Source organism: Paenibacillus cellulosilyticus, from assembly GCF_003182255.1.
GTDB lineage: Bacteria > Bacillota > Bacilli > Paenibacillales > Paenibacillaceae > Paenibacillus_T > Paenibacillus_T cellulosilyticus.
On sequence record NZ_QGTQ01000002.1, the window covers coordinates 405,192 to 420,745 of the forward strand.

The 15,554-nt window shown below is 51.6% G+C and carries 16 protein-coding genes; 5 read left to right on the top strand and 11 right to left on the bottom strand.

Annotated features, from left to right (window positions below; genetic code table 11):
- Positions 1–2 precede the first annotated feature (2 nt).
- The 5 genes from DFQ01_RS04355 to DFQ01_RS04375 all read right to left on the bottom strand — a co-directional run bounded on the left by DFQ01_RS04355 (position 3) and on the right by DFQ01_RS04375 (position 2,868).
- A complete protein-coding gene (locus DFQ01_RS04355; protein ID WP_110042649.1) occupies positions 3–494 on the bottom strand; it encodes an Lrp/AsnC family transcriptional regulator in 492 nt (163 codons plus the stop codon).
- Between the two features lie 132 nt (positions 495–626).
- Positions 627–1,025 carry a spore coat protein gene (locus DFQ01_RS04360; protein WP_110042650.1) on the bottom strand — a complete coding sequence of 133 codons (399 nt, stop codon included), beginning with the start codon at positions 1,023–1,025 and terminating at the stop codon, positions 627–629.
- A gap of 27 nt (positions 1,026–1,052) precedes the next feature.
- On the bottom strand, positions 1,053–1,277 hold the full coding sequence (locus DFQ01_RS04365; protein WP_110042651.1) for a hypothetical protein: 225 nt from the start codon (positions 1,275–1,277) through the stop codon (positions 1,053–1,055).
- 146 nt (positions 1,278–1,423) lie between these two features.
- Positions 1,424–2,098, bottom strand: a complete 675-nt coding sequence (locus DFQ01_RS04370; RefSeq protein WP_110042652.1) for a DUF2642 domain-containing protein — start codon at positions 2,096–2,098, stop codon at positions 1,424–1,426.
- A gap of 122 nt (positions 2,099–2,220) precedes the next feature.
- Positions 2,221–2,868, bottom strand: coding sequence for a hypothetical protein (locus tag DFQ01_RS04375; protein ID WP_110042653.1), 648 nt, complete (start codon positions 2,866–2,868; stop codon positions 2,221–2,223).
- Positions 2,869–3,175: 307 nt separating this feature from the next.
- Between DFQ01_RS04375 and DFQ01_RS30805 the strand changes: the two genes are divergently transcribed.
- From DFQ01_RS30805 to DFQ01_RS04390, 3 genes are all read left to right on the top strand, one after another.
- On the top strand, positions 3,176–3,454 hold the full coding sequence (locus DFQ01_RS30805; RefSeq protein WP_174812556.1) for a hypothetical protein: 279 nt from the start codon (positions 3,176–3,178) through the stop codon (positions 3,452–3,454).
- Positions 3,455–3,576: 122 nt separating this feature from the next.
- Positions 3,577–4,668, top strand: a complete 1,092-nt coding sequence (locus tag DFQ01_RS04385) for a CotH kinase family protein (RefSeq protein ID WP_110042654.1) — start codon at positions 3,577–3,579, stop codon at positions 4,666–4,668.
- A gap of 247 nt (positions 4,669–4,915) precedes the next feature.
- A complete protein-coding gene (locus DFQ01_RS04390; RefSeq protein ID WP_245946521.1) occupies positions 4,916–5,263 on the top strand; it encodes a GyrI-like domain-containing protein in 348 nt (115 codons plus the stop codon).
- 51 nt (positions 5,264–5,314) lie between these two features.
- On the opposite strand, the gene cysK is transcribed toward DFQ01_RS04390, so the two are convergent.
- The 5 genes from cysK to DFQ01_RS04415 all read right to left on the bottom strand — a co-directional run bounded on the left by cysK (position 5,315) and on the right by DFQ01_RS04415 (position 11,079).
- The gene (gene cysK, locus DFQ01_RS04395) at positions 5,315–6,232 is read right to left on the bottom strand and encodes a cysteine synthase A (RefSeq protein ID WP_110042655.1); all 918 of its coding nucleotides are present in this window, start codon (positions 6,230–6,232) and stop codon (positions 5,315–5,317) included.
- Complete coding sequence (locus DFQ01_RS04400; RefSeq protein ID WP_245946522.1) at positions 6,126–7,499, bottom strand: MFS transporter; 1,374 nt, start codon at positions 7,497–7,499, stop codon at positions 6,126–6,128. The genes cysK and DFQ01_RS04400 overlap by 107 nt, the downstream gene beginning before the upstream one ends.
- A gap of 91 nt (positions 7,500–7,590) precedes the next feature.
- Complete coding sequence (locus DFQ01_RS04405; protein WP_110042657.1) at positions 7,591–8,163, bottom strand: hypothetical protein; 573 nt, start codon at positions 8,161–8,163, stop codon at positions 7,591–7,593.
- A 113-nt stretch (positions 8,164–8,276) separates the two neighbouring features.
- Positions 8,277–8,696 carry a DUF350 domain-containing protein gene (locus DFQ01_RS04410; RefSeq protein WP_110042658.1) on the bottom strand — a complete coding sequence of 140 codons (420 nt, stop codon included), beginning with the start codon at positions 8,694–8,696 and terminating at the stop codon, positions 8,277–8,279.
- 13 nt (positions 8,697–8,709) lie between these two features.
- On the bottom strand, positions 8,710–11,079 hold the full coding sequence (locus tag DFQ01_RS04415) for an endonuclease MutS2 (protein WP_110042659.1): 2,370 nt from the start codon (positions 11,077–11,079) through the stop codon (positions 8,710–8,712).
- A gap of 164 nt (positions 11,080–11,243) precedes the next feature.
- Between DFQ01_RS04415 and DFQ01_RS04420 the strand changes: the two genes are divergently transcribed.
- Together DFQ01_RS04420 and DFQ01_RS04425 are read left to right on the top strand one after the other, a co-directional pair.
- A complete protein-coding gene (locus DFQ01_RS04420) occupies positions 11,244–11,609 on the top strand; it encodes a phage holin family protein (protein ID WP_110042660.1) in 366 nt (121 codons plus the stop codon).
- A 223-nt stretch (positions 11,610–11,832) separates the two neighbouring features.
- Positions 11,833–12,213: a cupredoxin domain-containing protein gene (locus DFQ01_RS04425; protein WP_110042661.1), complete on the top strand. Its 381-nt coding sequence runs from the start codon at positions 11,833–11,835 to the stop codon at positions 12,211–12,213.
- A gap of 368 nt (positions 12,214–12,581) precedes the next feature.
- On the opposite strand, the gene DFQ01_RS04435 is transcribed toward DFQ01_RS04425, so the two are convergent.
- A complete protein-coding gene (locus DFQ01_RS04435) occupies positions 12,582–15,401 on the bottom strand; it encodes a cell division protein ZapA (RefSeq protein WP_146216834.1) in 2,820 nt (939 codons plus the stop codon).
- Positions 15,402–15,554 lie beyond the last annotated feature (153 nt).

Sequence of the window (15,554 nt, forward strand, 5' to 3'; positions counted from 1 at the left end):
CTTTATGGCGAAATCATCAAGCGCTGGTCACCAACGGATTCGTCGAAGATGATGCCGTCCTGCTTGTATTTTTTTAGAATGAAAAATGTTTTCGTGGAAAGCACCAAATCGATTGGCGACAGCTTGTTGGACACGAAAGAAGCAACTTCCTTCAGTGTCTTGCCTTCAACCTCAACAAGGAGATCATAAGCACCGGACATGAGGTAGACCGATTTCACTTCCGGATACAAGTAGATGCGCTCTGCAATCCCCTCAAAGCCACGGCCGCGCTCAGGCGTAATCTGTACCTCGATCAATGCGGTTACGGTTTCGTCGTGCACCTTGCTCCAGTTCACAACGGCTGCATATTTCACGATCAGATGGTCATTCTCCATCTCAGCGATTTCACGCTTTACTACGTCGACTTGAACATCCAACATCGTCGCAATCAGCTCTGCATCTCGACGGGCGTCTTCCTTCAGCAAGTCCAATATTTTCATTTTCAAATCGCTCATCGTCACAGCTCCTTCAAACCTTTCTTCCGATATATAAAATTAATATTACAATGAATCCGTTCCGACTGCAAAACAAAAAACAGCAGTCTCCTACGTCTGTAACGCGAGACGAAGAAGAGACTGCTGCACCGGTTAACTGTAGAAAACAGGCGGCTGCTGAGCCTGCTGCTGCGGGATATGCGCCACATTGGGCCGGCTCGTGTAATAGACCGATTGCTGTGCAATACCACTGAGCTTCTGCTGAACGAATTGATTCGTTTTTTGCAGCGTCTGATCGTACTGCTTACCTTGTTTATCGATCTCTTGGCGAAGCGCTGGAGACGATGTGTTATACATTTGCTGACTTTGCATAGTAGTGAACAGCTGCCCTTGCATGTTCAATGTGCTATTCGTCAGATCTGTGAACAACTTCCGAATCTCAGGACATGTTGACTCCGTAGCCGCTGTAGCGTACTCCCGAACGACCCGCTTCAGATCGGACAGAATGACGCTTGCCAAATCCTCGTCTGGCAAAATCGATTGATGGTGCATTCGATACCCTCCTGTTCCTTAAGGCGATTATTGCTGAGGCTGAGTTGGTGCTGCATTAGAATGCTGATGCAGGGCTTGCAGCAGTGTTTGATAGTGCTGTTGGTGCGTTGCAATGAACTGCTGTGCGACTTGAACGAGAGCCTGATTCGAGCTGGACGAAGCGAGAACAGCATTTTGCTTCAGCAGAAGGTCCTCATTCGACATCGAATCGGCAATATACTCTAGCTCTTTAGCCGTAATCGGTTGTACCATTGCTATCCCTCCCTTGCTTTTTTGCAACCTACTGTATTGTGTCCCGATTATTTCTCTAATATGTAAAATCCAACTAACAAAAAGACAAAAGAAAGTCCGTCCCCACACGATGCTTGCAGGGACTTGAACTTTCTTAGGTTGACGCTTTATGGAAGATGGATCGTCTTCACGTGATCGAGATGGAGATACACCGAGTTTCCTCCGGCAGTGGCAAGCTCAACCATATTCTGATCTACATTCTTCAGAACGCCGATTTTGTTCGGATTCTCACCTAGATCCAGAATAACGAACTCCCCAACCAGCTTGCGAAGCTGTTGATCAAATGTACGCGCAAGTGTAAGTGGTGATGGCTTCAGCGGAAATTGTTCAGGAGTCAGTGTATATGGCGTCACATTCGGGCTGTATGGAATCAGATATTTCAAGTGCGTGAGCGAAACGATAACGGAATGATATACAGGTGAATAGAAAACGAAGAAGTCGTTCATCACACTTGTCAAATAACCATGTATCGATTGATTGCCTGTAATGTACAGCTCAGAGAACATGCCCTTGGCATTCATAAGCGTCTTGCGGTAAGAAATCGTATCATTCGCCTGCTCGAATGGGGTTTCTGGAACTTCAAAGGTCATGTTGGAAGCGTCTTGCGTATTGGCCGCTCTCATCTGTTGAAGATGGATGATCGGCACATAAACGAACTGCTGGCTATTGTGGATGACAAGTATATCCTGCCCCATATCAACGAGCTTGCCCCGCAGTGTTGACGATTTACCCGAAATATCGAGGTCGATCAGACTATTCATTAACGGATGCTGCTGCTTCATCGAATACTGCCCCTCCTTTCACGCTCAATAGTCGTACGCCTATGAGGAGTGCTGTGACGAAAAGCCGAGTCGGAACGGTTACCCATCCGGCCCGGCTTACGTTCACCGGCACTTCGCGGAAGTTAACGGCCTACGCGCCGTTTGAGGGCTTTCTTCACTGCTACTGGAGCTACTGGTTTAAGAGCTGGTGCGTTCGAAGCGCCGGCTGTGCCGCCGCCCGTGCCGCTGGAGCGTTTTTTCTCGAGTTTGATCGATTTGATATGGTCGATGAAGATATCTACTTTCTTGTGATCGGATACGACGAGGATACGGTCACCCGATACTTCAGCCAGGAAGCCTTCTACTTTCTCAGGGCCGCCCCAGTTCACTTGCACGAACTTCTGGTTCAGCGCTCTAAGGACACCGCGGAAGTTATCGGCTTGGACGAAAGCTTTCGTACCTCTCGAGCCTCCCGAACGGCCGCCTGTTCCTGTGCCTGTACCGCCTGTACGGGAACCTCCCGTGCTGCCATGGCTGCCATCCAAGTCAGTGATCGATTTGATGTGATTTCTTTTGACATAAACGACGCCTTCAGAAGTTCCAACAACCAGGTAGTCGCTTTTTACTGCCAGAAGTTTGCCGAAGATAGAGTCTGGGCCGCCGCGGTTGATTTTCACTTGCTCACCGACAAGAGCTTCCAGGAAGTTAGCATTGCCGGCCGATCTTTGCGAACGATGGGAACGATGTGGGTGATGGCCTTTATTGCAGTTGTTATAGTTCCAATACATCATAGGATAATTCCCTCCAAAAAATTGTTAGATAGATAGAAACCAGACGAACCAATTAAGAGCAACCGACTTGACATCACGTTACGATCAACTGCTCGCTTGCACCTGCAAGCCTGTAAGTTCTGCATCCCTCCATTACCGTCTTAGGTTCATCTATCCTTGGTGACGATTTGTAATATATCTATATGTATCTCGTATAGTAGCGGTACTAGATTAATATCCATTTTTAGTAGATTGGACGAACTTCCTGTCGCGATTGCTAGATTCGGTTCATAGATTACACCATGTTCAATTAAGGGAGGAATTGCTAATGGCATCTTACAAAGCTGGCAAAAAGGATTGGGGCTCTTGGGGTGAAGTAAACCAAGGCTCCGGCGGATCGCAAGGCGGACGTTCGGGAGGATCGGGTGGTTCTGGCGGTCGCTCCGGCGGATCCGGTGGCTCGGGAGGCCGTTCTGGCGGCTCAGGCGGTCGCTCGGGTGGATCTGGTGGTTCTGGGGGCCGCTCCGGCGGATCGGGTGGCTCGGGAGGCCGTTCTGGCGGCTCAGGTGGATCAGGCGGACGCTCCGGCGGATCCGGTGGCGTGTAACGGAATCGGACAACCCCAATCGTTCATTCCAGTGACGTGACAAGCGCCTCAAGCATAGAGTAATTAGCACAAAAGCCTATTGATACCAATAGGCTTTTTACTTTGGCCTCGGAGGTGCACGAATGTCGCAGCAATCGGTTTCGCCTAGATCGATCACAATTGAGCAATCGGAGTGGGAGAAGCTGCAGGAAAACCCTCGCAGCAAAGACTTTGTGCAAATTAAGCTGACGATGGACGGCAAAACGATCGACGCAGGTCTTCGTCATCGCGGAGGACATACGATCCGCTACGCTAAGAAATCCTATGAAATCCGATATAATCGAAGCAACAGCAGCGGCGTCCGCACCCTGCACTGGAATGCAGAGTATGATGACCCTTCCATGATGCGCAACGCGTTCTCGTTTCATTTCTTAAATACGCTTGGCGTCTATTCACCAAGAACGAAGCATATCGAGTTGGAATTAAACGGTGAGGCGCAGGGGGTTTATTTGGAGATTGAAGCGGTGGACCGCTATTTTTTCAAAAACCGCAATTTAGGTTGGAAATCGCTTGTGTATGCAAGTAACGACAGCGCCAACTTCAGCTTATACGATCCTTATACGTATGAGGAGAAAGAATCCTTATTCGATGGGTATGAGAAGCAGCTCGGCGATGACTATACAAAGTCCCGCCTAATATCGTTTGTACGCAAAATTAATCAACTCGAAGGCAGCAGTCTTGCTAATGTATTATCGAGTCGACTGGATACGACCTTCTACTTAAAATGGCTCGCGGGTGCGGTGCTGACAGGCAATTACGACGGGTTCGAACAAAACTATGCGTTGTATGAGCGAAGCAGCAATGGCAAGTATCGAATTTTGCCGTGGGATTACGAAGGTACGTGGGGAAGAAACTGCTACGGACGCGTATGTGACAGCGACATCGTCGATGTGAAAGGCTATAACGCCTTAACGGAGAAACTCTTCTCCTTCAGCGATTATCGTACGGAATACAAGAAGATACTGCTTGGATACTTGGAAAAACAATTTACGCTCGATGCGCTTTCACCTGCTATCGAGAGCATGCATAGCTCGATTGCTGATGCAATCAGCAGGGATTATTCGCGCAAGCACGCATTTTCGGTATTCGAATCCGAGCCTTACATTATGCGACGCTACATCGTTGAGCGCCGCGATATCGTGTACAACGAATTGACGAACAATTGGCCGGATTAACGCAAGCGGCGCATGACAAGCAGCCAAAAGAGAATCATGTGAAGCAGTTGGGCTAGCATTATCCCCTTATGGTAGACAGTGAAAAAAGAATCCATCGTATGATGGGCTTAATCACTGTTGACCGGAGGGGATTTTTTCATGCCTGCAGCGAAAACATCAAAGCTGCAAAAAGCAAAAAAGGTCAAGAGAAACAGACTAAATGCGATTACACTCACAATAGGTTATTAAACAAGAGAAGGTAGGAACAATGATGAATTTTAAAGAACGGATAAAGGATTCATTTGTATTAGTAGGTTACGGTGCGGCTGGCAAATGGAGTGGTGATGTTGTTGATCCAATTCCAGCATTATGGGCAAAATCTTATCGGTTTCTTTCTGAAAACAAAGTAGATGAAATTGTAGGGATTTGCCTTCCTCCGAGAAGTGATCATTACTTCTATACATGTGGGATTGAGATCGATTCGGTTAAGTTCGAGAAGGTCGGTGAAGGAATGACTTTACATACGTTCCCCAGACAAAAATATGTGGTGTTCAAACATAAGGGTGCTGCTAAGAGTATTCCAAATACTTATGGGGAGCTGTGGGAGAGCAGCTAATCCGCACCTTTTGTTTTATTCATTAACGAAAAAAGTGCGGATTAAGCGCATTTAGAAAATATCCATGCTTAAGTATCGTTCACCTGTATCCGGTGCAATGCACAGCACACGTTTGCCTGGCCCAAGCCGCTTGGCAATTGTAAGTGCCGCCCATACCGATGCGCCGGAAGACGGTCCGACTAGAATCCCTTCAAGACGCGCTAATCGACGCATCGTATCAAGCGCATGCTCATCCGACACTTGAATGATTTCATTGTAGATGGAGGTATTGAGAATGGACGGCACAAAACCTGGACTTGTTCCCACCAGCTTATGCGGTCCAGGACTGCCACCTGACAACACAGGCGAGCCCTGCGGCTCAACAACGGCCACATACAAACCCGGCAGCTGCTCTTTGAGCGCTTCCCCTGTTCCCGTTATCGTGCCGCCCGTACCAGCTGTTGCTACGAATGCGTCGAGTCGTCCTTCCGTCTGCTCCATAATTTCAAGCGCGGTCGTCGTTCGATGCACATCCGGATTCGCATGATTCTCGAACTGGTTCGGGATGAAGCTGTTCGGAATGCCCTGCGCGAGCTCTTCAGCCTTCTTAATAGCGCCGGGCATCCGCTCTGCCGCTGGCGTCAGGACAACCTCTGCCCCATAGGCACGCAGCATTTTGATCCGTTCCACCGACATATTGTCCGGCATAACGAGAATAAGCCGATAGCCTTTGGCCGCGGCATTCATCGCAAGTCCAATTCCCGTATTTCCGCTTGTTGGCTCAATGATGGTGCTGCCCGGCACGATCATTCCTCTTCGCTCTGCATCTGCAATGAGAGCGGATGCGGCCCGATCCTTCACGCTTCCACTTGGATTAAGCTTCTCAAGCTTGACCAGCACCTCGGCGTCCTGATCGGTCACCAGCCTTCTTAGCCGAATCGCTGGCGTGTCTCCAATGAGGTCCGTTATCGATTGTACGATGCGAGGCATATGCGTCCTCCTTTCGATATGCTGCATGAGAGGCATTGCCTCCTGCTGCCGTTCTATTCAATAAATGTCTGGTCGCTATCCATCCAACAATCGGCATGCTGCCGACCCCGAATAACAGCCATGTAATCGCCGCCGGTGAGTGCGTGCGCGTCAATACGAGCAGATAAGCCGTCATACCGATCGCTCTGCCGAACGTTAAGGCAAGTTCCCTTAGGACGATAAGTTCCTCTCGCTGTTTGACCGACTCCTCGTTCCGTCCAATTAGATCGAAGACCGATGACGTGATCGGAATCATATACAACGGCGTAAGCAGCGCTGTACCGACCCCAAAGATAAGGAGCAGCGGATAACGAATGCCGAAGAACAGCGGAAGGATAACAGCTGACAGTGCAAGTACACCGATCAGCATCGCTCCGCTTCGACGATTCATTCGCATCGAACGCCCCACAAACCAGAAGCTGACGAGCGCAACAGCCGATGTAATTAAGGCGTAGTTGCCGACCTTTTGCTCATTATGCGTTGCTACATAGACGGTTAAGCCCACTAGAAACATAAAGACGCTGTCACGAATGCCTTGCGTTGTAATCGCAATTGCGAATCGGCGCCATGGATTGCCCCGCTCCTTCAACTGCTTGAAGGGAAGCATCCAATCATAATGGCCCTCCGTATCACGGTTCTTCAGCCCAAGAGAAACGATGACCGCCCCAGCAAGTACGATCAGCGACGCCGTAAAAATAATTCGATAACCAATCTGATTTCGAGATGTCGTAATAATGAAACCAGACAGCCACGGCGCCACAATTCCGGCAGCCGCTCCAAGCAGACCAGCAATCCCGTTATAGCGGTCGCGGTTGTCCGCCTCCGTCACTTCGAAGTAAATAATATTGTACGAGAGCCAGAATAGCCCTAGAGCTAGTCCATCCAATATGCCGATCGGCACAACCCAGCGGTAGGCAGAAGGACCAAGCAATAACACCGTAAAATAAAAGCAGCCCGACAGCGCAATGCCGAGCCGAAATACGATCATTTTGTTATGTTCCTTCACCCATTTACCGGCGATCCAGAACAACAGTCCGCTCACGATATATTGGCTCATGCAGAACCAGCCGATGCTTGCGAAAGACTCTTGGGCCTTCCACAAATATACCGGTATGAACGTACCTGATAACGCACTGGCAGCCGCGTACATGCCGTGAACGGCCATCAATCGGCGGGATTGTCCATCCAACCGCCCTGACATACGCTTCCCCGCAGCTTCTTCAGCCATTTGCATAACCTCCCGATTCGAGACAACCGAACTTTTTTGAACACGCAATTTAAGGTGTCCCAAACCGGATAGGAGCATGCTGTTTAGGGTGTTATTTGGATGACTTCTCCAGCAGCTCAGTCAATTGCTGACGTGCGGCAAATGAAAGCTTCGTTGACGTCTCGAAGCAGGAAGGACATACATACAGTACCGTCTCGAATGGTGCGGCCAACAACGGTTGTCCAAGTGCTGGCGGAACAGCAGGCTTAAAGTTATCGCGCGTTACTTGATTGGCGCCAAGCTCCAGCATGTACCCTCTGCACGAAGGGCATTCAGGTACTTCAAGCTGATCGTCCAACACACGCTCGATTTTCTCTTCGATTGCAAAACCCGAACGGCGTGCCTGACGGAAGCCGTCCCCTGCCTTAGCCGATTCCATCCATTCGCTCGAATCGTTATCTGACCATTCATCTTCTTCATTGTCATGATTGTGGTTGTGTTCAAGTTCTTCCTCATCGGAATCATCCGACGACTGATCAATGCCGATCTGCATGGTCCGATAGCCTGACAACTCGTTGTCGCAATGTGGACAGAATTCCTCTGGACCGATCTCTTCGTCCCATACGATTTCGGAATGGCACCATGGACAAATCGTACCATTGTGCTGATGTTCGCTGCCGCTCATCTTACTTCACCTCTAGTTATTGGATAAATAATATACGCCCAGCGCTACAAAAACGAACGCGAGGGCAAACAGCGTTCCCCACAAATACTTCACGTTATAATCGTCTCCCGTGATTAGTTGATGGTCGCGCCAATGACATAAGACAGCGCTACAGAAATAACCATAGCAATAAGGCCGACAGCGCGATTGTCCTGCTCAATCTCGTGGTCAATTCGGAATACAGGCGTAACGAATTCGAACAGGATGTAAGCGGCAAGCAGAATGGCGCAGCCAAATGCCGCCCAGCCGATACATTCGTAGATCGATTGATCTGCCGCAATGGCGAAGCGGAAAATGTTGCAGATGCCAAGCATTTTACCGCCGGTCGCCATTGCAACGGACAAGTTGCCCTTCTTGATTTCTTCCCAGCATGAATAAGAGGTAACCAGCTCAAACAAGTATAACACGACTATGAGCGCGAGCACGGCAACCGATACATAAGCCATCGAGGCGACAAGCGAGTTGTCAAGAAATCGATCGAGTTCGCGTTCCATCTGCTTCCTCCCGTCAGTTGAGCTCGGCTACCGTCACCCCGGCTCCGCCTTCCCCATACTGTCCAAGCCGATAAGACTTCACATGCTTATGCCGACGCAGAAAATCTTGAATGCCCGTACGCAGAACGCCGGTCCCTTTGCCGTGAATCAGGTGTACACGTCCGAAGCCCGCCAGGAATGCTTCGTCGAGGAATCGGTCCGCTTCGATCAATGCTTCATCAAGCGATGCACCACGCAGATCCAGCTCCATCGTTGCACTCTCATCGCGCGTACGCTTCAAGCTGGCAGCTTGCTTCGGCTGCTGCTGCTTCGCTGCAGCTTCGCTCGATTTCAATAGCTCCAGATCGTCGAGGGCAACCTTCATCTTCATAATGCCAAGCTGAACCAACGCTTCTGAACCAGCAAGCTCAATGACGCTGCCCTTCTGATTCAGGCTGTAAACGCGAACTTCATCGCCTGGGCCGATACGAGCTGATTTCGATCCGCGTTTACCGCCTGCTGGCTTCGGCCGATGCAGCTCCGGCGTCGCTTCATCCAGCTTGCGTCGCGCTTCGATCAACTTGTGCTCCTTGACGGACGCACCTTCCTCCATCGCCAGCTTGCGCAGATCGGCAATGATCTGCTCAGCTTCTGCCTTCGCCTTCCGAACCGCTTCGCGCGCGTCATCCTGCGCTTTGCGCAGCAGCTTGTCGCGTTGTTCTTCAAACCGCTCACGTTCCGCTTCATGCTTCGCACGCAGCTCTTCAAGCTCGCGGCGCAGCGCCTCCGCAGTGTTGCGCTCATTCTCGGCGCTAAGACGATCCTCTTCGAGCGAAGCGATCATGTTCTCGACGCGCGCATCTTCTTCGCTTACTTCACCGCGCGCATGGTCAATAATCGCCTTCGGCAGTCCAAGCCGCTCTGCAATTGCGAATGCATTGCTTCGGCCCGGTACGCCAACGAGCAGTCGGTAGGTCGGGCTGAGCGTTGCGACATCGAACTCCATGCTGGCGTTAATGACGCCTTTGCGATTGTAAGCATAAGCCTTCAGCTCGCTGTAGTGCGTCGTTGCAATAATACGCGAATCAAGCTTATGAATGTGCTCCAGTATCGCAATGGCGAGCGCCGAGCCTTCCGCCGGGTCCGTACCGGCACCAAGCTCATCAAGCAGCACAAGGCTCTTAGGCGTCATTGCTTTCAAGATGCGAATAATATTCGTCAAATGGCTGGAGAATGTACTCAGGTTCTGTTCGATGCTCTGCTCATCACCAATATCGGCATAGATTGCATCGAATACACACATCTGACTGCCTTCTTCGGCTGGGATGAACAAGCCTGACATCGCCATTAGACTAAGCAGACCAACCGTCTTCAGTGATACCGTCTTACCGCCCGTATTCGGACCGGTGACGATGATGGCCGAGAACGAGTTGCCGAGCTCTACATCAGTCGGCACAACCGCTTCCGCAGCAAGCAGCGGATGACGTCCGCGCTTCAGCTTCAAGAAGCCGCGATCATTCATCCGTGGCAGTGACGCACGCATCTCATGCGCGAGGCGTGCCTTCGCGAAAGCAAAGTCAAGCGCACCCAGTCCTTCAGCATCCGCCAGCAGATCTTCGCTAACATCAGCTGTCAGTGCCGTCAGCTTCTGAAGCACTTTCTCAACCTCACGCTCTTCATTCGCACGAAGCTCGCGCAGCTTGTTATTCATGGAGACAATTACTTCCGGCTCGATGAACATGGTCGCACCCGAGCTTGACTGGTCATGCACGATGCCACCGAAATTAGAACGGTATTCCGACTTAACCGGAATAACATAGCGATCATTGCGCAACGTAATAATTGCGTCCTGGAGCATTTTCTGAACCGAACTCGAACGTATCATCTGCTCCAGCTTCTCACGAATGCGGGACTCGCCGTTGCGAAGCTCTCGTCTTACGGCTGCCAGCTCCGGACTCGCTTGATCCATAACTTCCGCATTCTCGTCAATGCACGCCAGAATCGCGTCCTCTGTCGGCTTATGTTCCGACAGCGGCTCCGCGATCTCGGCCAGCAATGGAATCGGATCAGCATCATGCAGCTGAAGCACATGCTTCTTCACTCTGCGGCCCGCGCGAATGGTCTCTGCAATTTCAAGCAGCTCCGCCGGATTCAGCGTTCCGCCGATACGAGCGCGCTTGAGCGACATCGACAAATCTGCGATTCCGCGAAAAGGCGGCGAACCCTTCAATCGGTCCGCCTTGTATCCCTCATCCGTCGCCTGCAGCGAGTGCTTGACGATCGAAAGATCGGGGCTCGGCTTCAATTGTTCAATAACTGCTTTGCCAAGCGGCGTTGCAGCATGAGCCGAAAGTTTATGAATGATTTTATAATAATCCATTGTATGCAATATTTTGTGATCCAAGGCTTCAAACAGCTCCTCTCAACGTTCATTATAGCCGATGCGTGAACTGGATGCTATGACGTAACCTTCCATACATGCGGCAGTAGCTTGTGGGAACTATATTAAGTATCATGCCCGACACTTTGACGCTCGGATATGAGACATCTTAATGAGGAGGACCCACCATGCATTTTCTAGGCCATGTCGTTCGATTCATTGTCGCAGCGCTTGTGCTCATGCTTGTTGGTTTTATCGTTCCCCAATTCAGCGTAGGCGGATTCTGGAGCGCCTTGTTCCTCGCGCTGGTCATCGCCGCATTGGGATGGATAGTTGAAGGTATTTTCGGTACAAGGGTGACCCCATTCGGGCGAGGCATCGTTGGTTTCATCGCCAGTGCCGTCGTCATATGGGTCGCGCAGTTCATTGTTGGAGGCGTCAGCGTTACGTGGCTCGGTGCTATCCTCGCTGCACTGGTCATCGGGATCGTCGACCTGTTCATTCCGGTCAGCACACCGTTCGAAGCAGGCCGCAGCGAACGCAGCCGCAATTAGCGGTTTAGCCTCAAGCGCAACCTGAGCTTTTGCCGAGATCCCCTTACTCTGCGGAGCAAGGGGTCTTGGCTTGTTCCCTTATTCTTTACGGCGAACAGCACATAAAGCTTCACGATTTTGTAACTGCGGCAATCGCCGCTTTCGTATACAATAGGAAGGACATGTCACCGCAGCGTACGACTGGGGTACGCGATAGAAGATGATGAGGGGAGTCTAGTCGGTTATGAATATGAAGAAAGCAATTGCAGGCTGCACGCTGGCCATCATGCTTACGTTGGCACTGAGTGCCTGCGGCTCCAGCTCCACAACGATGAACGCTAACATTTCGGAGCCTTCGGAAGCGACTGCACAGCTTGTAATTCACGCAAAGAACTGGGAATTCGATCAAGCCGAATACCATGTGAAAGCGGGCGAAGCTGTCAAAATTGCTGTTGAATCCGAATCCGGTTTCCACGGTGTAAAGATCAAAGACACGAGCTTCTCCATCAAATCAAACGAATCAAAGATTCTGTCGTTCGATAAAGCAGGAACGTATGAAATCTTCTGTAACATTGCCTGCGGCACAGGCCATACGCGCATGAAAGCAGAGATCATTGTGGAGTAAGGGGCTTCGCCCCTTGAACCCCATTAGATCTTACTTACCTAAATCAACATTTCTACCCAGCTAAAGAGTTTCTACCTGCTTAAAGAGTTTCTACCCACCTAAATCCTCCCTGCTAGGGAGGACCCCATGGGACTCCCGTCCCCTGGACCCCGGAAGGGGAAACGTGGGATCGGTAGAGGCGTGGTTAAGATACTGCGTCGTGGGACTCGCGTGACCCTTTGGGTCAAGCTTACTGTAGAGCGTTTTAGAAATGCACATAAAGAGCAGTGCTTAGGGCAAATGATTAAAAGAAAAAAAGGACAGACACATCACGATGCGGTATTATACCGCTGCCGTGAGTGTCTGTCCTTTTTTGTCAGCTATGCTGGTTAGCTGGATTCGATTAGTTCGATCCATTCATTGTACTCGGTCTGCAGCTTCGTGTATTCCTGTTGAAGCTTGCTCAGCTCTGTGCGCAGCATATTCGTCTCACGTTCATATTCGAGGCGTGCCTCTTCCAGCGATTGCAGCTTAGCGCCAAGCTCCGATGACTGTTCTGCATCAGCTGCGGCTGCTTGTCGATATTGTTCAAGCTCGGATTGCAGCGCTTCGAGATGCTCGCTATATTTCTTAACCTGTCTCTCGAGCTCCGCTTCACGCGCCTGCGCTTGCACCTGCTTCTTCGACGTCTGCTCACTCGATTGTGCGACTGCATGCTCCAGCTCTGCAATTCGCGTCGTCAAGCGGCTGTGCTCCTCCTGCTGAATGGCCAGCAGTCGGGACGCTGCGGCTGCTTGCTCGATCTGCTGCTCGAGATGATCGCCGACAAGCTGCAGTTCCTGCTCAAGCGCACCTGCTTTATCCGCCAACCGCTCGCCGGATTGTACCGCACGTTCGTAACGTTCACGCTCGTTCTCAAGCTCCGCCTGCTTCGCTTCAAGATCAGCTTGCATGGCTGTAAGCTCACTGTGCTTCAATGCGAGTTCGTCATGCTTCGCATGAAGCTGCTTCTCCATCCATTGCTGCTTCTGCACCAGCTCCGAGAGATCGGCGGCGATCGTGCGCTCCTGCTCCTCTCGCTCTTGAAGCAGCTCTTTCAGGCGGGCAACTTCTCCGCGCAGCGTCTCTTCCTGCTCCATTACAGTCATGAGCTGCTCATCCGATTCCGTCGCTTGGCGTTCCCACTGTTTGCGCGCTTGATCCATCTGCGCTTGGAACGTCTCGGCTTGTTCTTCCAGCTGCTTGCGCAGGCTGCGCTGCTCTTCAGAAGCTCCGGCAAGCAGCTCCTGATGCTCTACGGCTTGCTGCTCAAGCTGACGCGATTGCTCCTCTGCAATCGCCCCATATTGCTCGCGAAGCTCTTCCATTGCATCTCGATGCTGCGCTTCCAAACGATCTACATGCTCAATGCATTGCTGCTCTAACGAGTTCAGCTGCTCTTGGCAGCGTTGTTCGACAGCTTCCAGCTGTTCATCATTCGCACGATGCGCTGCTCCAAGACGTTCTTCGCAGCGGCTGTTCTCAGCGGCAAGCTGCTCTTCATGCTCACGCTTCAATGCTTCCAACCGTTCCTCGAACTCACGGTAGGAAGCTGCAAGCCGTTGTTCATGCTCATGACCAGCTGCTGCGTACTGCTCCTCGTAGCGACGTGCGGCTTCGTCCAGCTGTACTTGATGCTCCTTCGCCATACGATCGATCAACTCTTGATGCTGGCTTTCCAGCTCTGCAACGTACTCCGTCAGCTCATCCTCGAATGCAGCCGTCTTCGCTTTCAATTGCTCGGCAGCCGCCGCTTGCTGCTGCGCAGCGACGCGTTCCAGTTCAGCTTGGTGCTCCGCAGCGACGCGATCTTGCTCTGCTTGATGTGCAGCGACGACTTGCTCCAGTTCAGTCCGATGTTCTGCCGCTAGCCGTTCCAGCTCAGACGCATGCTCTGCAATCGCAAGCCCCAATACTTCGATGTGCTCAGCATTCGCAAGTTCCACAATCGTTCGATGCTCCGCGTTCATACGCGTCAGCTCAGCGGTGCGATCCGCTTCAATGCGTGCAAGCTCCGACTCATGTTGTGCCGCTAGACGAACAAGCTCCTGCCTCGTCTGTTCCAGCAGTTCGCTGCGTTCTTCATTCGCAAGCTCCATGACAGCAGCATGCTCAGACCTAACCTGCTCCAAAACAGCTGCGTGTTCCGTCTTGATGCGTTCAAGTGATGCTCCGTATTCTACAGCATGCTGCTCTACCTCAACCTGTGCTGCCGCAAGCTCTTCAAGCAGCTGCTCCTCGTCTGAACGGGCCTGCACAAGCTGTGCATTCAACCGCTCCTCATTCTGACGAACGGCCTCAAGCTCAGCAGCCACTTTCTCTCCGCTTGCACGCAGCATCTCAAGCTCCGTGCGCAGCTGCTCTTCTCTCTTGCGAAGCGTCTCTAGCTCTGCGCTCAACTTCTCGCGCTCACGATCCGACGTTTCACCGCGTTGAGCGAGCTTGCGGTCATACTCATTACGCATTTCCTGCAGTTTCTTCTCTGCGCTGTTGCGCTGCTCAGCAAGCAACCGGTCTGCCGCTGCACGCTGCTCCTGCAGCTTGCGCTCTGCTTCCGCACGAGCTGTGCTCGATTGGCGGACAAGCTCTTCCCGCTGCGCAGCCAGCGCCTTCGCATGCTCTTCAGCAGCTTGCTCCAGCTTCTGCTGAGCTGCTGCTTCAAGCTCTATGCCGCGCTGCTCATACGTTTGCATAGCTTCCTCGAGCCGCTTGTTCGCAACCGACTCTGCTTGCTCCAATTGCAAGCGCAATTCTGCTATCTGCGCTTCAGCCTTCTCCGCTTGCTCACGTTCGACACGTGCGCAAGCTTCTGCACCAGCCTGCTCCGCAGCTGCAACGCGCTGATCAGCTTCAGCCAGCATGTCCTGCCACTGCGCCGCCTCAGTCCGGATACGCTCCAGTTCTTCCGCAAGGACGCCATTGCGGGCTTCCTCTACGAGCAGACGGTCCGTTTCCCGCTGCAGACGCATTACATCTTCCGCCATATGTACCGCTGCGAGCACAGCGATCTTTGGCACATCAAGCCTCGGGTAACCCTTGGCCAGCTTATGCATATTCTCGTCGACTAGCGCCGCTACCCGCTTGATATAATCGGAGCTGGACCGGCCTGTCAGCTTATACTGATATCCGTATATGTCAACCGTTACGCGTGTCCGATCGGCATCCATCAAAGCAATATCCTCCTAGTTGTAATTAAAGTCGCGTTTCATGCTGCTAGCTTGCCTGTGACATTTTCACCAGACTTATGAGGGAGCGACTCAATAGAATAAGGCTTATAGGCAGCATTTGGCAATAAAATCCACTTCCGACCTTACAATCGATCG